The sequence below is a fragment of the Pseudomonas marvdashtae genome (assembly GCF_014268655.2).
Taxonomy (GTDB): Bacteria; Pseudomonadota; Gammaproteobacteria; order Pseudomonadales; family Pseudomonadaceae; genus Aquipseudomonas; species Aquipseudomonas marvdashtae.
Genome location: NZ_JABWQX020000001.1, coordinates 2,088,191 through 2,111,519, shown reverse-complemented (window position 1 = coordinate 2,111,519; position 23,329 = coordinate 2,088,191). Strand labels below are relative to the sequence as shown.

Genomic DNA, 23,329 nt, shown 5'->3' with positions numbered 1-23,329 from the left:
AGTCTGACGGCTCCTTGTCTCGAAGATAGATATTCAACGGGACCAACGAAACTCACTACTGCCGCCGATCCGTCTTGGCCAGCAAGATCGAGTTTAGCCGCAGTTATGGAAGCGACAACTTAATGCGCGGTCGCTTGCGCAACAGTCAGAACGGCCCTTGATTCCGCCAATCCGAAGCCGCTGATACTGACCGTATCCGGCAACGATCACATTAATTGTACGCCCTGTCTCGCGGGACTTTGGTCGCCCGAACGCCCTCATGGGTCGGCCAAAGGCCCATGGCATATGGTGTTTTATCGCGTTGTAAACGTCGGCATGATTGAGGTCGTCCGACTTCTTCATGCCGCCATGGAAATGCAGTTGCACACCAACCGTTGCTGACTGCTTTTAGGGAGGCGCGGCAAAAAACCAAAAAAAAACTTTTCTTGGGACGAAAAAAAATGGACCTCTTTTCAGAGATCCATTTTTAAATATTTGGAGCGGGAAACGAGACTCGAACTCGCGACCCCGACCTTGGCAAGGTCGTGCTCTACCAACTGAGCTATTCCCGCGTCTTGGTGTGGCGCATTCTATAGAATCGAAACACGCCGTCAACCCTTTGATTCAAAAAAAGTTTATTTCGGATCAACGTCAGTCCGCAGGTGCGGCCAGGCGGCGCGCAGGTATTGGACCATCGACCACAGCGTCAGGCCAGCGGACACCAGCAGCAATCCGTAACCCAGCAGCACCCAGAAGGTGAAGTCCGACGGGTTGGCCAGCAGGATCACCAGGGCCAGCATTTGCGCGGCGGTTTTCCATTTGCCGAGGTTCGACACCGCGACCTGGGCGCGTGCGCCCAGCTCGGCCATCCATTCGCGCAGGGCCGATACGACGATTTCCCGCCCGATGATCACCGCCGCCGGCAGGGTCAGCCAGAGGTTGCCGTGTTCCTGCACCAGCAGCACCAGGGCGACGGCGACCATCAGCTTGTCCGCCACCGGGTCGAGGAACGCGCCGAATGGCGTGCTCTGTTCCAGGCGTCGGGCCAGGTAGCCGTCGAGCCAGTCGGTCGCGGCGGCAAAGGCGAAGACCGAGGCGGAGGCCACATAGCTCCAGTGATACGGTAAATAGAACAGCAATATGAAGATCGGGATGAGCAGGACGCGTAGAACGGTAATCAGGTTTGGGATATTCATCGGCACAACTGGCTACGAGGTTGACGGGCATTCTACTCGCTATGCAGGTTTGCATAAATCGACTCAGCGAGCTTTTTACTGATACCGGGTGCTTTGGCTATCTCCTCGATGCTGGCACGAGACAGTTCCTGCAATCCACCAAAATGTTTCAACAAATCGCGTCGGCGCGTCGGGCCAACCCCTGCCACGCCCTCCAGCGTTGAGGTTCGGCGGGTTTTGCCACGACGTGCACGGTGTCCGGTAATGGCGAAGCGGTGAGCTTCGTCGCGGATCTGCTGAATGAGGTGCAGCGCCGGCGAATCCCCTTTCAGGGTGAACTCATGGGCCGCGTCGTTCAGGTACAGCGTCTCGAATCCGGCCTTGCGCGTCGCACCCTTGGCCACGCCGAGCAAGATCAGGTCCGGGACCGACAACTCATTGAGCACGTCGCGAGCCATGGACAGTTGCCCTTTGCCACCGTCCACCAACAGGATGTCCGGCAACTTGCCCTCCCCGTCCTTCAGCTTGCCGAAGCGCCGCATCAGCGCCTGGTGCATGGCTGCATAGTCATCTCCCGGAGTAACGCCCTCGATGTTATAGCGCCGGTAATCCGACTTGATCGGACCTTCCGGACCGAACACTACGCAGGAGGCGACAGTCGCCTCGCCGCTGGAATGGCTGATGTCGTAGCACTCCAGTCGCTGTGGCGGCTCATCCAGGTTGAGAACGTCAGCCAACGCCTCGAATCGCGCGGCAACGTGCTGGCGATTAGCCAAGCGCGCGCCGAGGGCCTGTTCGGCATTGGTCACGGCCAGTTGTTGCCAGCGCGCCCGGGTGCCGCGCACGCGATGGCTGATGGTCAGTTCGCGACCACGGAGCTTATCAATGCCTTCGATCAGCGCGGGGAAATCTTCGTGGACGACGTTGACGATCAACTCGCTGGGCAAGTCGCGTTCCGGGCTGCTGATGTAGTACTGGCCCAGGAACGCCGCCATCACCTCGGACACGTCCTCCTCGATCCCCACCTGGGGAAAGAAATTCTTGCTGCCCAGCACTCGACCGCCCCGCACGCTGATCAGGTGGACGCAGGCGCCGCCCGGGTTGATGAATGCGGCTACGACATCGACATCACCGCTGCCGCCTTCCATGCTTTGCTGATCCTGCACGCGGCGCAGCAGGCCGATCTGGTCACGCAGTTCCGCGGCGCGCTCGAATTCAAGGTTGACCGCCGCGTCTTCCATGGCTGCCGACAGCTCATCGGTCAGTGCATTGCTGCGGCCTTCCAGGAACATCACCGAGTGACGCACGTCCTCGGCATAGACCTGCGGCTCGACAAACCCAACGCAAGGCGCCTTGCAGCGCTTGATCTGGTACTGCAGGCAAGGCCGGGTGCGATTTTTGTAGTAACTGTCTTCACACTGGCGAACGAAGAAGGTTTTCTGCAGCAGGCTCAGGCTTTCGCGAATCGCCCCGGCGCTAGGATAAGGACCGAAATAGCGTCCCTTGGCCTTCTTGGCTCCGCGATGAATGCTCAGGCGCGGAAACGCCCCGTCGGACAGGAACACGTACGGGTAGGATTTGTCATCGCGCAGCAGGATGTTGTACGGCGGGCGCCATTCCTTGATCAGCGTCTGCTCCAGCAGCAACGCCTCGGTTTCATTGGCGGTGATGGTGGTTTCGATTTGCGCGATACGCCCTACCAGGGCGGCAGTCTTCGGCGCCAGGCCGGTCTTGCGGAAATAACTGGCCAGGCGCTTCTTGAGGTTCTTGGCCTTGCCGACGTAAAGCAGGCGCGCCTCGCTGTCGAACATGCGGTACACGCCGGGACGGCCGCTGCAGGTGGACAGGAAGGCACTTGGATCAAACAGTTCAGTCATTTTCAGGCGCTGGCGTCGACCATGCCATGGCGCACCGCCAGCAGCGTCAACTCGACGTCACTGCTGATCGAAAGCTTCTCGAAGATACGGTAACGGTAGGTATTGACGGTCTTGGGCGACAGGCACAGCTTGTCGGAGATGATTTGGACCTTTTGGCAGCCGACGATCATCAGCGCAATCTGGATTTCTCGTTCGGACAGCGCATCGAAGGGCGAATCGTTGGTCGGCTGGAAAGACTTGATTGCCAACTGCTGGGCGATCTGCGGGCTGATGTAGCGCTGCCCGGCAAATACCAGGCGGATAGCCTGGACCATCTCGTTCAAACCGGCGCCCTTGGTGAGATAACCCGCGGCGCCCGCCTGCAACAAGCGGGTGGGGAACGGATCTTCTTCGCAGACGGTCACCGCAACGACCTTGATATCCGGATGGCTGCGCAGCAGTTTACGCGTGGCCTCGAGGCCGCCTATGCCCGGCATCTTGACGTCCATCAGCACCACGTCGGGTTTCAATTCACGTGCCTTGATCAGGGATTCTTCCCCGGATTCGGCCTGGCCAACTACCTGCAGGCCATCGATGTCAGCCAGCATTCGTGTAATGCCCGTACGGACGAGATCATGGTCGTCGACCACTAACACCCTAATCAAGCAGACACCTCACGATTTGGTCTTATATGGGTTGCCCACACCTTAGCAAAAAAGCGTTCGGCAGACCTAGCGCAAACAGGCAGATAAAAGTTACAACACATCTTCGCTGGCCTGATATCCGAAGATTCAAGCATCGACGTCTCGCTGCATTCTCAAGAAACACTCATCCTCACCGACAACGCGCAGTTTCATGCGCTCATAGAGAGCCCTGGCTGGATTGTCATTGAATACGGTCAGGCGCAACGCCGGTCGCCGCTCAAGCCCCACCAGGTCCCAAACCTGTCCGATCGCCCAGGTTCCGGCACCCTGCCGACGAAACGCCTTGTCGATCTGCAGTTCCCGAATATAAAGGGCACGAGCGTCACGGCTAAGGCTGACGAAACCCAGCGCCTGGCCGTCACGCTGGATAATCCAATTCTGGCGAATGACCCAGGCCAGATCGAACGCTTCGTCCTGCCACAGCAAATCATGGCGCAGATAGTAGGGAAGCATATTGTCGCAAGTCAGTTGCCGGGCGTATTCGATGTCATTGGCCTCGGCCGCACGCCATTCAAAGCTCATGGAAACCTCGTCAAAGTGCTGGCACTGGCAGGACTTGCCCCGCCCCATGCTGCCTGGCATAAGTCTGTCATAAAGCCAGTCGGACTCAAGCGCGGCGAATACTTTCGCCAGCCGATAGAATTTTGTTATTGAAGGCCCGCACCGCGCTCGGGTAAGCTCAGGTCCATTCATCGGAGACAAATCATGTTCGACGCCCTTGCACCGCTTCAAACCGCCAGCGCCCTGCGCTCGGTTGCGGCTGCCCGAGTGAACGGCGTGCAGGCTCCAGTCAGCTTTTATTTTGGGTATTGGTTTAGCCACTGGCGCGCCTGATACCCAACCGGCGGCCATTTTAAACGGGTCGCCTACCAGAGTTTTTCCAAACCCCCGGTCGGCCTCCCGACCGGGGGTTTTGTTTTTCCGGCCCCTGACATTTGCGACACCAGACAACTTGAGGATCGAGCCATGAACTACACCACTTATTACCGTAACGACAGTTTTTCCGCCTGGCGATTTACCAGCCACCGCTCGGGACAGCCTGCCGCCTCCGATAGGTCACCTACCGGTGGCAAGCCAACATTGCGGGCCATTACGGCCAATTGTCGAACACCCCAGTAGGGCCGGCGCGGGAACGAACCCGCTGCTCGCCCAGGAAGCCAGATCATGAATTCGTCCATCGCCGCTTTGCCGCTGTCCACGCTCAACCCTGCCAACGAAGCCCTGACGCTGCGTCTACCAAGCTCGTTGCAACTCAAGCACCAATTACCGCTCAGCGCCGCGTTGAGCCATCAAGTGAATGCCCATCGCCAAGCCATCCGCGCGATCCTCGACGGTGAGGACTCCCGCCTGCTGGTCATCGTCGGGCCCTGCTCGATCCACGACCCGAAATCCGCCCTCGAATACGCCGCCAACCTGGCTCGCCTGGCCCACGAAGTGAGCGACAGCATGCTGCTGGTCATGCGCGCCTACGTGGAAAAGCCCCGCACCACCGTGGGCTGGAAAGGCCTGGCCTACGATCCTGGCCTGGATGGCAGCGATGACATGGCCACCGGCCTGACCGTGTCCCGGGAGCTGATGCGCGAAATGCTGCAGTTGGGCTTGCCCGTCGCCACCGAACTGTTGCAACCCATGGCCGCCGGCTACTTCGACGACTTGCTCAGTTGGGTCGCCATCGGCGCCCGCACCACCGAATCACAGATTCACCGGGAAATGGCCAGCGGCCTGGGCATGCCGGTCGGCTTCAAGAACGGCACGGACGGCGGGGTCGGCATCGCCTGCGACGCCATGCGTTCGGCTGCCCATCCCCACCGGCATTTCGGCGTCGATAGCCAGGGACATCCGGCAATCATCCAGACCCAGGGCAACCCCGACACCCACTTGGTACTGCGCGGCGGCCATAGCGGTCCCAACTACGATCACCAGAGCGTGGCCCAGATACACAAGGACCTCACGCGCCTCAAGATCCCGACTCGCATCATGGTCGATTGCAGCCACGCCAACAGCGGCAAGGATCCGCTGCGTCAGCCCCAGGTGTTCAACGAGGTGCTGGAACAACGACTGCAAGGCAACCGCGCCCTGATCGGCATGATGCTGGAGAGCCACCTGTTCGAAGGCTGCCAGCCACTAGGCCCGGCGATGCGCTACGGCGTATCGGTCACCGACGGGTGCCTGGGCTGGGAGTCCACCGAGCAACTGCTGCGCCAGGCGCATCGCCGATTGCGACTGGGGATCTGATCTTGCGTGGCAAGCCCTCCCTGAAGGCAGGGCTTTGCTCAACGAACCTGAAAAGTAAGATCCGGGGATCGCTGACTGACATCATCCAGACGCTCAACCTGATAGAACACGCTCACTGATCTGTTGCGTTGCGCCTGCCAAAAGTCAATCGGTACAGTAAAGACCACCGGTTGGCCTGCTGTCGCCTCGGTGATTTCCCGCTCGTAGACAGTGAATCCGGCTCCGTTACACTGAAACCAGACCCATTCGCCCGCCTCCAGCCCAACGCCATCGATGACGACCGTCGCCGCGCCCGGGAGCACGTCGACATCCAGCCAGCCCTCGCCTAGCTCCTGTACGCGGGGCGCTTGCAGGGCGGGACGCACCAGAGGACCTATCCGGATAGACAACGGCTCGGCACGGCGCACCGAATGCCCGCGCCTGACGACATAGCTCAGGGTCAGCGAGTGCCCGAGGTGAGGAGCAATGAGCGAGTGTTCGATCCAGAACGATACCGTACGGCCCACCGCATGGGCCTCTATATCCAGCACATCCCGCCACAACGGCTTGGAGTCCCGACTGGCGATGAGGATCAACCGATCTCCTGCCGCCATCTTCGAATAGGGCCGCACTGTCAACGACGTCCCCTCCGGTACCCGTCCCGGGTCAAGACTGCCGCCGACCGCATCATCCGCGATGGGTGGCAACAAATGAGGTGACACATCGCCGATTTCCAATTGAAGAGACTGTGACGCCCATGCGGCCGGAATTTGTCTGCCGACTACCTGATAGGAAATTTCCAGCGAACCTCCTTCCAACTCAGCGATATGGTCTCCGCGCACTACAAAAACGATGTCGTGCCCAACCTGTCGTTCCGTGACAAACCGGCGAACCTCGTGCTGGTAAGGCTCGCCTTCATTATTGAGTCCATGCCAATACAGCAGCAGTTCATCGCCACACGTCATCATTGGGTACGCCTTGACCGTGATGACAGCCTTGCGCCAGGCGGGATCTATCACGCCTTCTCTGGCCTTCGCAAATATGGGCGCCGATAGCCGGCGCGCTAGAGGCCTGCTTTTATCAGCAGGCGATTCAATGGTCATTTTTCCAGACTCCAGTCCTTTGGATAAAGGTGCCGTTTCCTGGGAACGGCACCGGAAGGACCATTAGAAACTCTTGTGCCCAAACATACAGTCAGACAAGACGACACCGGGCGTAGCCTCCTGCGCCAGTACCTGTCGCTTCAAAGGGCAAAGGCCATCGGACGCATCTAGCGATCGTGGGAGCGGTCCGACTTCTCCGGAAAATATCCCGCGTTATTTACTCCACTTTCCGCAGCTAGCAGCGGTTTCGTCCTACACCGCCCAGTGATGGCCTGGATTAGAGTGGACCGGCAACTCCACGTGAACCTCTTCGAAAAAGGTACGAACATGCAACGGAATGCAACCACCCGCTTTCCCATCCTCTTGGTCCATGGTTTGTTCGGGTTCGACAGAATCGGTACGTCCGAACTCTTCCACGACATCAGACAGGCATTGCTTACCGCCGGCGCCCGAGTGTTCATCCCGTACCTGTCGGCCACCCATTCCAATGAGGCACGCGGCGCACAGCTGCTCGCACAGATTGAACGGGTCCTGGAGCGAACCGGTGCGGCCAGGGTCAACCTGATCGGCCACGGCCAGGGTGCGCTGGCCGCCCGCTATGCGGCCGCGTTGGCGCCTGACAGCGTCGCCTCGGTGACGTCCGTCAGCGGGCCCAACCACGGGTCCGAGCTGGCGGATTACTTGCGCAAGGCCCTGACGCCTGGGCGCCTGCCGGAGCATGTGGCTAATCGGGTCGCCACCCTTTTCGCCGATTTCATCTCATCGATCAGCGGCCAGACGCAGCTGCCGCTGAACGCCATCGCGGCACTGTCAGCGCTCACCACCGAAGGCGTAGGCGCGTTCAATGACAAATACCCTCAGGGTTTGCCCAAGACTTGGGGGGGCAATGGTCCGCAGTTGGTCAACGGCGTTCGCTATTATTCCTGGAGCGGCACGGTGCAAGACGCTGCTGACCAAACCTGCGCTGCCACGCCAGCCCCCTTGCATGCTTTCTTTAGGGCCTTTTCCGAATACTTCATCACTGAGGCCGGGCAGAACGACGGCGTCGTCGGACGGTTCAGCTCGCATTTGGGCAAGGTCATTCGCTCCGACTATCCAATGGACCACCTAGGCGCCATCAACCAGACGGCCTGCGCGGGCCAGCAACAGGTTATCAACTCCACGGAGCTCTACATCAAGCACGCCGAACGCCTGCGAATCGTCGGGCTTTGACGCAATTTTGACAACAAACCCGTACTGATTCCGGTAGGCTGAGCACTTTTAAAGACATTGAAAGGAAATTTCCCATGGCCAAAGCCACTGCCCGCCACATCCTGGTTTCCAGCGAAGAAAAGTGCAACGAACTCAAGACCCAGATTGAAGGCGGCGCTGATTTCGCCGAAGTTGCCAAGGCCAACTCCTCGTGCCCATCCAGCCGTCAGGGCGGCGACCTGGGCTCATTCGGTCCTGGCCAGATGGTCAAGGAATTCGACACCGTGGTGTTCAGCGCCCCGATCAATGTGGTCCAGGGCCCGGTCAAGACTCAGTTCGGCTACCACCTGCTGGAAGTGACCAGCCGCCAGGACTGATCCCGATTGATCTACATGACGGCCCGCCTTTCGGTGGGCCGTTATGTTTATGACTCGAGGGGCTGGCGATCAGCTCGCCGCTCGGGTACAAATCGTGGTCACCTATCACCCGGCTTTAAGGCTGACAATGCGACTGGCGTTTCCCTCCTGGCTATTCACTGCGGTGGTCCTGCTGACAGGCGCTGCAAGCGTGAATGCCGCACCCGAACATGCCCTGACGGTTTATGGCGAACCGGCCAAGTACGCCGAAGGCTTCAGCCACTTCGCCTATGCCAACCCCCAGGCGCCCAAGGGCGGCACGATGCGCCGCTCAGCCATGGAAATCGGCCACTTCGACCATGTGCTGCCGTACATCGACAAAGGTATCGGTGTCAGCCAGGTCGATGGAATGCTTTATTCGCCGCTGGCCCAGCGCTCATTGGACGAGCCCTACACCGTCTACGGGCTGGTCGCCGAGAAGATGGAACGCGCCGAGGATGGTCTGTCCCTGCGTTTCTACCTTAATAGCAAGGCCCGTTTTGCCGATGGCAAGCCCATCACTGCGCAAGACGTGCGCTACAGTTTCGAGCTGCTGATGACCCAGGGCAGCCTGCGCTATCGCACACAATTTGCCGCCGTCAAAGGCGTCGAGGTGGAGTCCGAACGCACCGTTCGCTTCGACTTCAAGAACAACGAAAATCGCACCCTGCCCCTGGACATCGCCACCCTGCCGGTCTTTCCCGAGCATTGGTGGAAGACCCGTGATTTTGCCAACGGAGGCGGCTACGAAGCGCCTCTGGGCAGCGGCCCGTACCGCGTAAGCAAAGTCGACTCGGGGCGCAGCATTACCTTCCAGCGCAATGCCGATTGGTGGGGCAAGGACCTGCCGGTCAGCCGCGGGCTCTACAATTTCGACCGTTTCAGTATTGAATACTTCGGCGACACCGATGTCGCCCGGCAGGTCCTGCGCGGCGGCGCGTACGACTATAACCGTGAGTTTTCCGCCACCGGTTTCTCCATTGGCTATGACAGCCCGGCCTTGCACGACGGCCGCTTGCAGAAAGCCCACCTCGCCACCCAAGCGCCCCAGCCGGCCCAAGGCTTCGTGTTCAATCTGCAGCGTCCACAGTTCCAGGACCGTCGCGTACGCCAGGCGCTGGCGATGCTCTGGGATTTCGAGTGGAGCAACCGCCAGATGATGCGCAACCTCTACGTGCGTCAACAGAGCTACTTTTCCAACACCGATCTCGCCGCCCGGCAACTGCCCGATGCGGGTGAACTGGCGATCCTCGAACCGTTGCGCGGCAAAATACCCGATGAGGTGTTTACTCAGGTATTTCAGGCACCGAAGACCGACGGCAGCGGCGTCATCCGTGACAAGCAACTGCAAGCCTTGACGCTGCTGGAGCAGGCGGGCTGGAAACCCGACGGCGACCGCCTGGTGAACGCTGAAGGCGAGGCCCTGAGTTTCACCTTCCTGGTCACTCAGAACGGTATCGATCGCTTGCTGCTGCCGTACAAGCGAACCCTGGCGCAGATCGGCATCGACATGAGCATCCGACGCATCGACTCGTCCCAGTACGTCAATCGCCTGATGAGCCGCGACTACGACATGATCATCACCGGCTACCCCGTGAGCACTTCGCCGGGCATGGAGCTCTACAATTACTTCGGCTCCGCGGCGGCCAACGACCCGGGCGCGAACAATTACATGGTGCTGCAGGACCCCGCCGTCGATGCCCTGATCGATGGCCTGGTCAAGGCCACCACCCAAAGCGATATGCTCCGCCATGCCCACGCGCTGGACCGGGTGCTGCAATGGAATTACTACTGGATCCCCAACTACTATCCGCCGGGCAGTTCGACCGTGTGGTGGAATCGCTTTGGCATGCCGAAAATCCAGGCGAGCAATGACGAGGCCATCGAAAGCTGGTGGGAAGTCAGCACCACGCCGCTGACCAACGAGCAGATGACCGCTGAACGGATCAAGCGTGGCACACCGGGAGGGCATCGTTGATGTGGGGTTATATTGCGCGGCGCCTGCTGCTGATCATCCCCACGCTGGTGATCATCCTGCTGGTGAACTTCGTCATCGTCCAGGCCGCACCGGGCGGACCGGTGGAACAGGCCATCGCCCAGCTGCAAGGCGTCGGTGGCGCCAGTGTCGGCAGCTCGGGCAACGCCATGACCGGCAGCTCCCGCGCCAGCCGTGGCCTGGACCCGCAACTGATCAAGGACATCGAAAAACAGTACGGCTTCGACAAGCCGGCCCACGAACGCCTGTGGCTGATGCTCACCAGTTACGCCCGCCTGGACTTCGGCAAGAGCTTTTTTCGCGGTGCCTCGGTCACCGACCTGATCCTGGAAAAAATGCCCGTGACCATCTCCCTCGGGCTCTGGGCGACACTGATCACTTACCTCGTGTCGATCCCCCTGGGCATTCGCAAAGCCGTGCGCCACGGTTCGGCGTTCGATGTCTGGAGCAGCACCGCGATCATCATCGGCTATGCCATGCCAGCGTTCCTCTTCGCCATGTTCCTGATCGTCATCTTCGCCGGCGGCACCTCGCTCAACTGGTTCCCGGTGCGCGGGCTGGTGTCGGACAACTTTGAATCGCTGTCGACCCTGGGCAAGATCGCCGATTACTTCTGGCATCTGGTATTGCCGGTCACGTCGCTGGTCATCGGCGGTTTTGCCACCCTGACCATCCTGACCAAAAACTCCTTTCTCAACGAAATTACCCGCCAGTACGTGGTCACTGCGCGGGCCAAGGGCATGAGCGAACGTCGGGTGCTATACGGCCACGTGTTCCGCAATGCGATGTTGCTGGTGGTGTCGGGCATTCCCCAGGCGTTCATCAGCGTGTTCTTCGCCGGTTCGTTGCTGATCGAGGTGATCTTCTCCCTCGACGGCCTGGGGCGCATGAGCTACGAGGCCGCTGTGTCGCGGGACTATCCGGTGGTGTTCGGCTCGCTGTTCATCTTCACGTTGTTCGGCTTGCTGATCAAACTCATCGGCGACCTCTGCTACACCCTGGTGGACCCACGCATCGACTTCGCCGCGAGGAACGCCTGATGTTCAAGCTTTCCCCGTTGGGCCGGCGGCGTTTCGAGCGTTTCAAGAAAAACCGTCGCGGCTGGTGGTCGCTGTGGCTGTTCATCGGTTTGTTTGTCCTGACCCTGGGCGGTGAACTGATCGCCAACGACAAGCCGCTGGTGGTGAGCCACCAGGGCTCGCTGTATTTCCCGGTGTTCAAGCGTCATACCGAGCAGGAATTTGGCGGGCAGTTGCCGTTCCAGGCCGACTACCGCAGCAACTACGTGCAGGACCTGATTCACAAGGACGGCGGCTGGCTGCTCTTCCCGCCCATCCCGTTCAGCGATGACACGCCCAACTACGATCTCAATCAACCGGCCCCCAGCCCGCCTTCGACCGTCAACTGGCTGGGCACCGATGACCAGGCCCGGGACGTACTGGCGCGGGTGATCTTCGGCGCACGGGTATCTATCCTGTTCGCCCTCGCCCTCACCACCATCAGCGCCCTGATCGGCATCGCCGCCGGTGCCTTGCAGGGTTACTACGGCGGCTGGGTGGATCTGCTCGGGCAACGCCTGCTGGAAGTCTGGTCCGGACTGCCGGTGCTTTACCTGCTGATCATCCTGTCCGGCTTCGTCGAGCCGAACTTCTGGTGGCTGCTGGGGATCATGGCGCTGTTTTCCTGGCTGGCCCTGGTGGACGTGGTCCGCGCCGAATTCCTGCGCGGGCGCAACCTTGAATACGTGAAAGCAGCGAGGGCCTTGGGCCTGACCGACCGCAAGGTGATCGTGCGGCATATCCTGCCCAACGCCATGAACGCCACGCTGAGTTACCTGCCGTTCATTCTCACCGGGGCGATTTCCACGCTGACAGCGTTGGACTTCCTCGGTTTTGGCATGCCGGCCGGCAGCGCGTCATTGGGTGAGTTGATCGCCCAGGGCAAGCAGAACCTGCAAGCGCCGTGGCTGGGATTGACGGCGTTTTTCACCCTGGCGCTGATCCTGTCCCTGTTGGTGTTCATTGGCGAGGCGTTGCGCGACGCCTTTGATCCACGCTCTTGAAAACAGCCATGAAGCGGAACCTTGATATGAGCGACAACCTGATCGAAATCCGCGACCTGAGCGTGGCCTTCAACGACCAGACGGTAGTAAAAAACCTGTGCCTGGACATCCGCCCCGGCGAGTGCCTGGCCCTGGTGGGCGAGTCAGGCTCGGGCAAATCGGTCACGGCGCATTCGATCCTGCAATTGCTACCCGACACCGGCACGCGCACCACCGGCAGCATTCGCTATCGAGGCCAGGAGCTGGTCGGCGCCGAGGCCAAGACGCTGCGGGAGCTGCGCGGCAACCGGATCGCGATGATTTTCCAGGAGCCGATGACCTCGCTCAATCCACTCCACAGCGTTGAAAAACAGATCGGCGAAACCCTGATGCTGCACCGGGGCCTGGGTGGCAAGGCAGCACGCCAGCGCATCCTCGAATTGCTCGCCCTCGTCGGTATCCAGAAACCCGCCGAACGGCTAAAGGCCTACCCTCATCAGTTATCCGGAGGCCAGCGCCAACGCGTGATGATCGCCATGGCCCTGGCCTGCGAGCCGGAACTGTTGATTGCCGACGAACCGACCACTGCGCTGGACGTGACGGTACAACGCAAGATTCTGCTGCTGCTCAAATCGTTGCAGCAACGGCTCGGCATGTCCTTGTTACTGATCAGCCACGACCTCAACCTGGTGCGCAGCATCGCCCAGCGCGTATGTGTGATGAAAGCCGGGGAAATCGTCGAACAAGCGCCTTGCGAAACCCTTTTCTGCGCACCCAGGCATCCTTACAGCTGCGAGCTATTGAACGCTGAACCGGAAGGCGAAGCCCTGCCCCGGGACGAACGCGAAGATGTCCTGCAGGTGGAGGATCTGCGGGTCAGCTTCCCGCTCGGCGGCGGGCTGCTGCGGCGCAAGGAATATTTACGCGCGGTGGACGGCATCAGCCTGAGCATCCAGCGTGGCAAGACCCTGGGTATCGTCGGCGAATCCGGCTCCGGCAAGTCCACCCTCGGCCAGGCGATCCTGCGGCTGATCGAATCCGAAGGCAGCATTCGTTTCCAGGGCCAGGCCTTGGAGCATCTGTCGCAAAAAGAGCTGCGGCCGTGGCGCAAGCAGATGCAGGTGGTGTTCCAGGACCCGTTCGGCAGTCTCAGCCCGCGCATGTCGGTGCAACAGATCATCAGCGAAGGGCTTGAAGTACACAGTCGGTCCAGCGCCGAGCAGTGCGAAGCCAGTGTGATCCAGGCGCTCAAGGAAGTCGGCCTCGACCCGCAGGGCCGCCACCGCTATCCCCATGAGTTTTCCGGCGGCCAGCGCCAGCGCATCGCCATTGCCCGCGCATTGGTGCTCAAGCCGGCGCTGATCCTGCTGGACGAACCGACCTCGGCCCTGGACCGTACCGTGCAAAAACAAGTGGTCGCCCTGCTCCGCCAGCTTCAGGAAAAACACGGCCTGACGTACCTGTTCATCAGCCACGACCTGGCGGTGGTGCGCGCCCTGGCCCACGACATGATCGTGATCAAGGACGGCAAGGTCGTCGAGCAAGGCGCCAGCCACGACGTATTCGACTCGCCTCAGCATCCCTACACCAAGGAGTTATTGGCGGCGGCGCATCCGGGGCAGGCCTGACTCGATCAGGCCTCGCCGCGCTGGTCCATGGCCTGGGCAAACTCGCCAATCACCTCGACCACCTGCTGCGCACCGCGGTGGATATCGAGAATGACCGTGCCCGCCTGATTCGCCAGCTTCACGCCCTGCTCTGCCTTGAGCGTACTGGACTGCATGCTGGTCACCGCCTGCTTGGCCAGTTCGCGGTTCTTGCCGACGACATCAGAAATGGCGACGGTGGCCTGGCTGGTGCGGCGGGCAAGGTTGCGCACTTCATCGGCGACCACCGCGAAACCGCGACCCTGTTCGCCGGCGCGGGCCGCTTCAATCGCCGCATTGAGCGCCAGCAGGTTGGTCTGCTCGGCGATCCCTCGAATGGCATCGACGATGCTGCCGATTTCCTCGGACTGGGCGCTCAGGGCTCCGATGCCCAAGGCGACTTGCTGCAACTCATCGGCAATGCTCTGCACCACCGTTACCGTTTGCTGGACCACCGAGGTGCCAAACTGCGTGTGTTCATCGGTCTTGCGGGACGTTTCGAAGGCCAATCGCGCCGCTTTGGATTCGGTCTGACGCTGCTCGACCTCGCGGGTGTTGTCCGTGGCGAACTTGACTACCCCATATAAACGGCCATTGGCATCGTAGAGCGGGTTGTAGGTCGCTTGCAGCCAGACCGTTGCGCCTCGTTTGTCGACGCGCTGGAAAAGCCCGCTCATGTATTGGCCACGGTTCAGCGCGGCCCAAAAGCCACGATAGGCTTCGTCCTGCACTTCGCTGGGTTTGCAAAACAGCCGGTGATGCTGGCCGAGCACTTCTTCCTGGCGAAACCCCATGACCTTGAGGAAATTCTCGTTGGCCCGCACCACGGTGCCGCTCAGATCAAACTCGATGACCGCCATGGAGCGGTCTATCGCCTGCATGAAACTGGATTCGGTTTGCGCACGGAGCACACGGTCATTGACGTCGCGCACAACCTGGATGACGCGCTGCACGCCTGCCTCGTCATCGCGCACGGGGGCATAGCTGGCTTCTACCCACATCCCGCCGCCATCGCGACGCAGATGTAAAAACCGAGCTTCGGCGGACTCGCCCTGTCCTAACCGTTGCCACAGCGCCGCGCTTTCTCGACTGCGTCCATAGGCGGGTTCGCAGAGCATCGAGTGGTGCTTGCCCAGGACCTCGTCGAGGGAATAGCCGGTCATTTTCAGAAAAAGCGGGCTGGCGCCGAGCACTTCCCCCGTTGCCGTGAACTCGACGATTGCCATCGAGCCATGAAGCGCCGCCCGCTCCGCTTCAAGAATTGCCTGCCTGGCCTGGATTTCGTGCAAGGCGTCCTTATGCTTGCGTGAACGAATGAACATGGGTACGGCTCCCGGAGGCGTTGAATGCGTGGCAATGGCCGTCTGAAAGCCTTGCCCGTGGCTGGATATTATTAAGCCATCATTCAACAAAACTTGTACAGTTTTTTATTTATGTACAAGTAATAATTGAGCCGTGAAGCGGTCATCAGCTCCAGCCCATTTTCCAACGCTTGCTATCACACAGTTCGCGCCAATCCAGCAGTTCGACGCGCGCGCTGTGAACGGCCTGCAGTTCAACCTGAATCGGCGCACCCTGCTCATCGCAAAGCAGCTGGATGACGAGAAAATGCTTCTCGCGATTGACCGGCGCGCAAGCCGTCCACTTGGAAAGCTTGAGCTTTCGGGGGTTGAATTTATTCATGGGCCGTTCCAAACCAATTCATGTACAAGATGAGTTAACTGTACAATTTTATTGAACGTTCAACCACGACGTATCAGAAGAGAGTTGATCCGCCTTCGTGCCCCGGCATAATGCCGCCGGAAGACCGATTCCGTACTGCAAGCTTCTCCTTCCAGGGAAATGGCCGATGAACCCCACCGAAAGCCTCAAGGATTACAAGCGCGTGCGCACGCTGGCGATCCGCTCGTTGTTCGAGATCATTGAACAGTCCAGCGAAGGCACGGTGATTGTCGACCGCGACGCGAATATCGTCTGGATGAACGAACGCTACGCCCGTCGCTTCGGCTTGAACTCGGCGGCCGAGGCGATCGGTCGTGCCTGTGAGAGCGTGATTCCTTCAAGCCTGCTGCGTGAGGTGGTGCGCACCGGAAGGCCGATCCTGCTGGACATGCAGGACACGCCCAAGGAGCCGCTGGTGGTGATGCGCCTGCCGATTCACGACAGCGCCGGCGCGGTGATCGGTGCCATCGGTTTTGCCCTGTTCGACGAGCTGCACAGCCTGTCGCCGATGCTCAAGCGCTACCTGAGCATGCAGGAAGAACTGGCCTCCACGCGCTCGCTATTGCGGGCGCGCCAGACCAAGTACAACTTCGCCCATTTCATCGGCACCAGCGCCGCCAGCCTCGAGGTCAAGCGCCGCGCCCGACGCAGCGCCAGCACTGACTCCCCGGTGCTGCTGCTGGGTGAAACCGGCACGGGTAAAGAGCTGCTGGCCCAGGCGATCCACGGCGCTTCGCCGCGGGCGCACAAGGCGTTCGTCAGCATCAACAGCGCGGCTATTCCGGAGTCGCTGCTCGAGGCCGAATTCTTCGGCACCGCCCCAGGGGCGTTCACCGGCGCCGACCGCAAGGGCCGCGCCGGCAAGCTGCAAATTGCCAAGGGCGGCACGCTGTTTCTCGACGAAATCGGCGATATGCCGTTGCCGCTGCAAAGCAAACTGCTGCGCGTGCTGCAGGAAAAGGAATACGAACCGGTGGGCTCCAACGAGGTGCTGCAAAGCGATGTCCGGATCATCGCCGCGACGTCCACTGATCTTGAGGCGGCAATCAAGCGCGGCGAGTTCCGCGCGGACTTGTATTACCGCCTCAATGTGCTGCCTATCCAAGTGCCGCCGCTGCGCGCACGCCTGGATGACCTGCCGGCCCTGAGCGAAGCGATCCTCGAAGAACTGCGCAGCCAGCACGAACTGAACCACGACGCCCTCGACCTCCTGGGCCAGCACGCCTGGCCGGGCAACATTCGAGAATTGCGCAACGTGCTGGAGCGGGCCGCGCTGCTCAGCGATGACCTGGTGCTCACTGCCGACGACATCCGCGCAGCCATCGGCACCTTCACGCCGGTGGTGCGCACCGCCAGCCCAAGCCTGGAACCAATGCCGCAGGAGACCTTCAGCCAGGCCCGGGCGCGATTCGACCGGCACCTGATCGAAACCACGCTCGAGCAATGCGGTGGCAGGGTTGTCGAGGCGGCCGAGCGCCTGGGGCTGGGAAGGTCGACCCTGTACAAGAAAATGCTGGCGCTGGGGATTGCAGAGTCTCAATAAAGAGACTTGATATCTCTAAAGCAGGACAACCTTGCGAAGCGCTTCGCTGGCGGACTCACTCCCCGTAATTATCCGGACGTATAAGCCGAATATCGTCAAACCTGAAGGCAAGCCTGCTCGCAAAGTAGCCAAGTTCTCGCTGTAAATCTCCAAATAGAGACAAAGCACTTGGACTCTTCCACTTCGCAAAAATAATTTTCATATATTTCAAATGCTTAGCGATATGGCACAGATATCGCTATAGCCCTCTCCACAGCACCACCCACAAAAATAACAATCCAGGAGACACACCATGAGTGTGATCATTGCCTTGGCAGCCCTCACGCTGCTGATGGTTGCCGCCTACCGTGGCTACAGCGTCATCCTCTTTGCCCCGATCGCCGCCCTCGGCGCCGTCCTGCTCACCGACCCATCCGCCGTTGCCCCTGCGTTCACCGGGGTGTTCATGGAAAAAATGGTCGGCTTCATCAAGTTGTATTTCCCGGTGTTCCTGCTTGGCGCCGTGTTTGGCAAGCTGATCGAGCTGTCGGGTTTCTCCCGTTCCATCGTCGCGGCGGCGATTCGCCTGCTGGGCACGCGCCAGGCCATGCTGGTGATCGTGCTGGTCTGCGCGCTGCTGACCTACGGCGGTGTGTCGCTGTTCGTCGTGGTGTTCGCGGTCTACCCGTTCGCCGCCGAGATGTTCCGCCAGAGCAATATTCCCAAGCGGTTGATCCCGGCCACCATCGCCCTCGGCGCGTTCTCGTTCACCATGGACGCCCTGCCCGGCACGCCGCAGATCCAGAACATCATCCCCAGCACGTTCTTCAACACCACCGCGTGGGCCGCGCCTTGGCTGGGTGTGATCGGCACGATCTTCGTCTTCAGCTTCGGCATGCTGTTTTTGCAGCGCCAGCGCAACAAGGCCCAGCGCATGGGCGAAGGCTACGGCACCGAGCTGCGCAACGAGCCGGAGACCGCCGAAGACATCAAGCTGCCCAACCCGTGGCTCGCCGTTTCGCCGCTGCTGGCGGTGGGGATCATGAACCTGCTCTTTACCCAGTGGATCCCGCAGTGGTACGGCAAATCCCATAGCCTGGCACTGCCGGGCATGGCGACGCCGGTGTCCAGCGACATCGCCAAACTCACCGCTATCTGGGCGGTCCAGGCGGCGCTGCTGGTGGGCATCGTCCTGGTGTTGCTGTTCGGCTTTCGGGCCATTCGCAGCAAGTTGGCGGAAGGCAGCAAGAGCGCGGTGGGCGGTGCATTGCTCGCGGCCATGAACACCGCGTCGGAATACGGTTTCGGCGCGGTGATCGCATCCTTGCCGGGCTTCCTGGTGTTGGCTGACTGGCTGAAGAACATCCCCAACCCACTGGTCAACGAAGCCGTGACCGTGACGCTGCTGGCGGGGATCACCGGCTCCGCGTCGGGCGGCATGAGCATCGCCTTGGCGGCCATGTCGGACACCTTCATCAGCGCCGCCAATGCCGCCAACATTCCGCTTGAAGTGCTGCACCGGGTGGCCGCCATGGCCAGCGGCGGCATGGACACGCTGCCGCACAACGGCGCGGTGATCACCTTGCTGGCGGTGACCGGCCTGACCCACCGTGAGGCTTACAAAGATATTTTCTGTATTACGCTGATCAAGACCCTTGCGGTGTTCTTCGTGATCGGTGTGTTCTACGCCACTGGCATTGTGTGAGGTTCCCATGACAACCGCTCTTTCGGGCAAGACTGCCCTGGTCACCGGTTCTACCAGCGGCATCGGCCTGGGCATCGCCCTGAGCTTGGCCAAGGCCGGCGCCAACCTGATCCTCAACGGCTTTGGCGATGCCTCGGCGGTGATCGCCGAGGTGAAACAGTTCGGCGGCCAGGTCGGTCATCATCCGGCCGACGTCAGCGACCCGGCGCAGATTGCCGACATGCTTGCCTACGCCGAGCGCGAGTTCGGCGGCGTGGACATCCTGGTGAACAACGCCGGGATCCAGCACGTGGCCGCCGTGGAAAATTTCCCGGTGGAACGCTGGGATTCGATCATCGCCATCAACCTGTCCTCGGTGTTCCACGCCACCCGCCTGAGCCTGCCGGGCATGCGGGCCAAGGGCTGGGGACGGATCGTCAACATCGCCTCGGTGCACGGCCAGGTGGGCTCGGTGGGCAAGGCTGCCTACGTCGCCGCCAAGCATGGGGTGATCGGCCTGACGAAAGTGGTTGGCCTGGAAACCGCCACCAGCAACGTCACCTGCAACGCGATCTGCCCGGGCTGGGTGCTGACGCCGCTGGTGCAGAAGCAGATCGACGATCGCATCGCCACCGGCGTCGACCCACAACAGGCCCAGCATGACCTGCTGGCCGAGAAGCAACCGTCGCTGGAATTCGTTACCCCGCCGCAACTGGGCGAGCTGGTGCTGTTCCTGTGCAGCGAAGCCGGCAGCCAGGTGCGGGGCGCGGCGTGGAATATCGATGGTGGGTGGTTGGCTCAATAAGCCTCCCTACTGGATACTGATCGTTCCCACGCTCTGCGTGGGAGCGCAGACAGGGACGCTCCGCGTCCCAAGAGCGGAACGCGGAGCGTCCCCAGAGGTATTCCCACGCAGAGCGTAGGAACAATCGTCAGGCCCGACAGAAAAACAAGAGGCACGCCATGTCCGACATCCTTTGGCAACCCGGCCCCGAACGCATCGTCCAGTCGCGCATGAACGCCTTTTGCCAGTTGATCAACCAACGGCACGGCCTGCAACTGAGCGACTACCTGGCCCTGCACGCCTGGAGCATCGACCAGCGCGAAGCGTTCTGGCAGGCCGTCGTCGACTGCTTCGACATTCGTTTTCACCAGCCGCCCACCGAGGTGCTGGTGGAAGGCCCGCAGATGCCCAGCGCCCGTTGGTTTCCGGGGGCGACGCTGAATTTCGCCGAGCACTTGCTGCGCCGTCGCGATAACGCCGTGGCGGTGGTTGCCCTGGATGAGGACGGCGGCGAGAAACGTTTGACCTGGGCCGAACTCGCCACGCACGTCGCCGGCCTGCAAAAAAGCTTGCAGGCCGCTGGCGTGATCCAAGGCGACCGGGTCGCCGCTTGCATGCCCAACACCTGGCAGACGCTGGTGGGCATGCTCGCCACCACCAGCCTGGGGGCGATCTGGTCGTGCTCATCGCCGGATTTCGGCACCCAGGGCGTCATTGACCGGTTCGGCCAGATCGAGCCGAAGGTGCTGATCACCTGCGCCGGCTATCGCTATGCCGGCAAGCTCATCGACCAACGACCGAAGGTCAACGAAATCCTTGAGCGATTGCCGTCCTTGCAGCAACTGATCGTACTGCCTTATGCCCGGCCCGATGCATCCGCCGAGGATTTCAAGACCCAGGCTAACGTGGCGCTATGGGACGGTTTCTATCAACCCGGCGGCGAGCCGGAATTCGCCAGTGTGCCGTTCGATCATCCGCTGTACATCCTCTATTCCAGCGGCACCACAGGCGTGCCGAAGTGCATCGTTCACAGCACCGGTGGCGTGCTGCTGCAACACGTCAAGGAACACGGCTTGCACGTGGATCTCGGCCCTGAGGATCGGTTGTTCTACTACACCACGTGCGGCTGGATGATGTGGAACTGGCTGGTGTCAGCCCTGTCCGTGGGCAGCGCGGTGGTGCTCTATGACGGTTCGCCGTTCCACCCCGGCCCCGAACGCCTGCTGGCGCTGATCGACCAACAACGCATCAGCGTGTTCGGCACCAGCCCCAAATACCTGGCGGCCTTGGAAAGCCAAGGTATCAAGCCACGCCAGGCTCATGACCTGAGCAGTCTCAGGACGATCCTGTCCACCGGCTCGGCCCTGGCGCCCCACAGTTACGATTACGTGTACCGCGACTTCAAGGCCGATGTCTGCCTGGCGTCGATGTCGGGCGGCACCGACATCGTGTCGTGTTTCGTCAATGGCAATCCGCTGTCAGCCGTGCGCCGGGGCGAGATGCAGGGCAAGAGCCTGGGCATGGCGGTGCAGGTCTGGAACGAGGCCGGCGAAGCGGTGATCGGCGAAAAAGGCGAACTGGTCTGCACCCGGCATTTTCCGGCCATGCCCATCGGGCTCTGGAATGATCCCCATCAGGAAAAGCTTCGCGCCTCCTATTTCAGCCAGTTTCCGGGCGTGTGGTCCCAGGGAGATTACGCCGAAGAACTGCCCCACGGCGGTTTCCTGATCCACGGGCGTTCCGACGCGGTGCTCAACCCCGGCGGCGTGCGCATTGGCACGGCGGAGATCTATCGGCAAGTGGAAAAAGTCGACGCGGTGCTCGACAGCGTCGCCATCGGCCAGCAATGGCAAGGCGATGTGCGAGTGGTGCTGTTCGTGCGCCTGCGCGATGACGTGACGCTGGATGATGCCTTGGAGCAGAAGATTCGCCAGGTCATCCGAGCCAACACCACGCCACGGCATGTACCGGCGAAGATCCTCGCGGTCAGCGACATACCGCGAACCATCAGCGGCAAGGTGGTGGAGTTGGCGGTGCGCAACGTGGTGCATGGCGAGGCGGTGAAGAATACCGACGCACTGGCCAATCCCGAAGCGTTGGAGCAGTTTCGCGGGCGACCGGAGCTTGCGACCTGAGGCCAGGAGCGCGGCGTCCGGCCAATCAATCCATCAGTCCCCACTCCCCCGCCGGCGGATCGGCCGGTGGCGTCGCGCCCGACTCGGCATGCAGCTTCAAGCGCAAACGCAAGTTGTTCGCCGAGTCGGCATTTTTCAGTGCTTGCTCCTCATCAATCGCGCCCTCAACCACCAAGTTGAACAGCGCTTGATCAAAGCTCTGCATCCCCAGCTCCTCTGACTTTTCCATGATCCCCTTGAGTTCGCCAAACTCGTTGCGGCGAATCAGGTCGGCCACCGTCGGCGAACCCAACATGACCTCCACCGCCGCCCGGCGCTGACCGGTGCGTGTGCGGACCAGGCGCTGGGAGACGAACGCCTTGAGGTTGTTGCCCAGGTCGTTCAATAGCTGCGGCCGGCGTTCTTCCGGGAAAAAATTGATCACGCGGTCCAGGGCCTGGTTGGCGTTGTGGGCATGCAGGGTGGAAATCACCAGATGGCCGGTGTCGGCAAAGGCCAGGGCGTGCTCCATGGTTTCCCGGTCGCGAATTTCGCCGATCAGGACAACATCCGGCGCCTGGCGCAGGGTGTTCTTGAGTGCGGCATGGAAGCTGCGGGTGTCGACCCCGACCTCCCGCTGGTTGATGATCGATTTTTTATGCCGATGGATATATTCCACCGGGTCCTCGATGGTGATGATGTGGCCGCTGCTGTTGCGGTTGCGGTAATCGATCAACGCCGCCAGGGACGTCGACTTGCCTGACCCGGTCGCGCCGACGAACAGCATCAGCCCCTGCTTCTGCATGATTGTGTCCAGCAGCACTTTCGGCAGTTTCAAGTCTTCGAAACGTGGGATATCCAACTTGACGTTGCGTATCACCATGGACACGTCATTGCGTTGCTTGAAGATATTGACCCGGAACCGCCCGACACCGGCCAGGGAAATCGCCAAATTCATTTCCAATTCCCGATCGAACTCAAGGCGTTGTTCGGCGTCCATCAATGACTCGGCAAGCCCGGCGATGTCGCCGACCTTGAACGCCTGGTTGCTCAGCGGCTTGAGCACACCTTCAAAACGCGCACAGGGCGGTGCGCCGGTGGACATGTAGAGGTCGGAGCCGTCCTGGCTGGCCAGGATTCGTAATAAAGGATCAATTTCCATGGTCAGGAATACTTCCACTAACATCATTGGACACGCTGACC

General features: G+C 60.9%; 19 protein-coding genes, 1 tRNA gene and 2 pseudogenes. 12 read left to right on the top strand and 10 right to left on the bottom strand.

Annotated features, from left to right (window positions below; all coding sequences use genetic code 11):
* Positions 1-475: 475 nt before the first annotated feature.
* From HU742_RS09720 to HU742_RS09700, 5 genes are all read right to left on the bottom strand, one after another.
* Positions 476-551: transfer RNA gene (locus HU742_RS09720), tRNA-Gly, on the bottom strand.
* Between the two features lie 63 nt (positions 552-614).
* On the bottom strand, positions 615-1,175 hold the full coding sequence (pgsA, locus tag HU742_RS09715; protein WP_039589536.1) for a CDP-diacylglycerol--glycerol-3-phosphate 3-phosphatidyltransferase: 561 nt from the start codon (positions 1,173-1,175) through the stop codon (positions 615-617).
* Between the two features lie 32 nt (positions 1,176-1,207).
* On the bottom strand, positions 1,208-3,031 hold the full coding sequence (gene uvrC / locus HU742_RS09710) for an excinuclease ABC subunit UvrC (protein WP_186637425.1): 1,824 nt from the start codon (positions 3,029-3,031) through the stop codon (positions 1,208-1,210).
* 2 nt (positions 3,032-3,033) lie between these two features.
* Positions 3,034-3,675, bottom strand: a complete 642-nt coding sequence (gene gacA, locus HU742_RS09705) for a response regulator transcription factor GacA (protein WP_003200277.1) — start codon at positions 3,673-3,675, stop codon at positions 3,034-3,036.
* Between the two features lie 126 nt (positions 3,676-3,801).
* Positions 3,802-4,236: a GNAT family N-acetyltransferase gene (locus HU742_RS09700; protein ID WP_186637427.1), complete on the bottom strand. Its 435-nt coding sequence runs from the start codon at positions 4,234-4,236 to the stop codon at positions 3,802-3,804.
* Between the two features lie 183 nt (positions 4,237-4,419).
* On the opposite strand from HU742_RS09700, the gene HU742_RS26885 reads away from it, so the two are divergent.
* Positions 4,420-4,548, top strand: coding sequence for a hypothetical protein (locus tag HU742_RS26885; protein WP_264082666.1), 129 nt, complete (start codon positions 4,420-4,422; stop codon positions 4,546-4,548).
* 330 nt (positions 4,549-4,878) lie between these two features.
* On the top strand, positions 4,879-5,949 hold the full coding sequence (locus HU742_RS09695) for a 3-deoxy-7-phosphoheptulonate synthase (protein WP_186637429.1): 1,071 nt from the start codon (positions 4,879-4,881) through the stop codon (positions 5,947-5,949).
* Positions 5,950-5,987: 38 nt separating this feature from the next.
* Here HU742_RS09695 and HU742_RS09690 read toward each other — a convergent pair whose 3' ends face one another.
* The gene (locus HU742_RS09690) at positions 5,988-7,031 is read right to left on the bottom strand and encodes a hypothetical protein (protein WP_225923552.1); all 1,044 of its coding nucleotides are present in this window, start codon (positions 7,029-7,031) and stop codon (positions 5,988-5,990) included.
* A 327-nt stretch (positions 7,032-7,358) separates the two neighbouring features.
* Here HU742_RS09690 and HU742_RS09685 point away from each other — a divergent pair, with 327 nt between their 5' ends.
* The 6 genes from HU742_RS09685 (at position 7,359) to HU742_RS09660 (ending at position 14,282) form a co-directional block, all read left to right on the top strand.
* The gene (locus tag HU742_RS09685; protein ID WP_186642331.1) at positions 7,359-8,243 is read left to right on the top strand and encodes an esterase/lipase family protein; all 885 of its coding nucleotides are present in this window, start codon (positions 7,359-7,361) and stop codon (positions 8,241-8,243) included.
* A gap of 56 nt (positions 8,244-8,299) precedes the next feature.
* Positions 8,300-8,599 carry a peptidylprolyl isomerase gene (locus HU742_RS09680; protein ID WP_496197674.1) on the top strand — a complete coding sequence of 100 codons (300 nt, stop codon included), beginning with the start codon at positions 8,300-8,302 and terminating at the stop codon, positions 8,597-8,599.
* Positions 8,600-8,726: 127 nt separating this feature from the next.
* Complete coding sequence (locus HU742_RS09675; RefSeq protein ID WP_186637930.1) at positions 8,727-10,595, top strand: extracellular solute-binding protein; 1,869 nt, start codon at positions 8,727-8,729, stop codon at positions 10,593-10,595.
* The gene (locus HU742_RS09670) at positions 10,595-11,653 is read left to right on the top strand and encodes a microcin C ABC transporter permease YejB (RefSeq protein ID WP_186637437.1); all 1,059 of its coding nucleotides are present in this window, start codon (positions 10,595-10,597) and stop codon (positions 11,651-11,653) included. Before HU742_RS09675 ends, HU742_RS09670 begins: the two co-directional genes overlap by 1 nt.
* The gene (locus tag HU742_RS09665) at positions 11,653-12,675 is read left to right on the top strand and encodes an ABC transporter permease (RefSeq protein WP_186637440.1); all 1,023 of its coding nucleotides are present in this window, start codon (positions 11,653-11,655) and stop codon (positions 12,673-12,675) included. The genes HU742_RS09670 and HU742_RS09665 overlap by 1 nt, the downstream gene beginning before the upstream one ends.
* Before the next feature lie 26 nt (positions 12,676-12,701).
* On the top strand, positions 12,702-14,282 hold the full coding sequence (locus tag HU742_RS09660) for an ABC transporter ATP-binding protein (protein ID WP_186642330.1): 1,581 nt from the start codon (positions 12,702-12,704) through the stop codon (positions 14,280-14,282).
* Between the two features lie 5 nt (positions 14,283-14,287).
* Here the strand turns inward: HU742_RS09660 and HU742_RS27060 are convergent.
* The 3 genes and pseudogenes from HU742_RS27060 to HU742_RS09650 all read right to left on the bottom strand — a co-directional run.
* Positions 14,288-14,737 (bottom strand): annotated as a pseudogene (locus HU742_RS27060) (methyl-accepting chemotaxis protein); the annotation flags it as partial.
* Positions 14,738-14,842: 105 nt separating this feature from the next.
* A pseudogene (locus HU742_RS27055) lies at positions 14,843-15,622 on the bottom strand (PAS domain-containing protein); the annotation flags it as partial.
* 145 nt (positions 15,623-15,767) lie between these two features.
* Entirely contained in the window at positions 15,768-15,983 is a 216-nt protein-coding gene (locus tag HU742_RS09650) for a TIGR02450 family Trp-rich protein (protein ID WP_186637449.1), read from the bottom strand.
* 166 nt (positions 15,984-16,149) lie between these two features.
* Here HU742_RS09650 and HU742_RS09645 point away from each other — a divergent pair, with 166 nt between their 5' ends.
* The 4 genes from HU742_RS09645 (at position 16,150) to HU742_RS09630 (ending at position 22,147) form a co-directional block, all read left to right on the top strand.
* Entirely contained in the window at positions 16,150-17,565 is a 1,416-nt protein-coding gene (locus HU742_RS09645; RefSeq protein ID WP_186642329.1) for a sigma-54 interaction domain-containing protein, read from the top strand.
* A 292-nt stretch (positions 17,566-17,857) separates the two neighbouring features.
* Positions 17,858-19,249 carry a GntP family permease gene (locus HU742_RS09640; protein WP_186642328.1) on the top strand — a complete coding sequence of 464 codons (1,392 nt, stop codon included), beginning with the start codon at positions 17,858-17,860 and terminating at the stop codon, positions 19,247-19,249.
* A 7-nt stretch (positions 19,250-19,256) separates the two neighbouring features.
* Complete coding sequence (locus tag HU742_RS09635) at positions 19,257-20,033, top strand: 3-hydroxybutyrate dehydrogenase (RefSeq protein ID WP_186642327.1); 777 nt, start codon at positions 19,257-19,259, stop codon at positions 20,031-20,033.
* A gap of 158 nt (positions 20,034-20,191) precedes the next feature.
* Complete coding sequence (locus HU742_RS09630) at positions 20,192-22,147, top strand: acetoacetate--CoA ligase (protein ID WP_186642326.1); 1,956 nt, start codon at positions 20,192-20,194, stop codon at positions 22,145-22,147.
* 25 nt (positions 22,148-22,172) lie between these two features.
* Here the strand turns inward: HU742_RS09630 and HU742_RS09625 are convergent, their stop codons facing one another.
* A complete protein-coding gene (locus tag HU742_RS09625) occupies positions 22,173-23,288 on the bottom strand; it encodes a PilT/PilU family type 4a pilus ATPase (RefSeq protein WP_186637473.1) in 1,116 nt (371 codons plus the stop codon).
* Positions 23,289-23,329 lie beyond the last annotated feature (41 nt).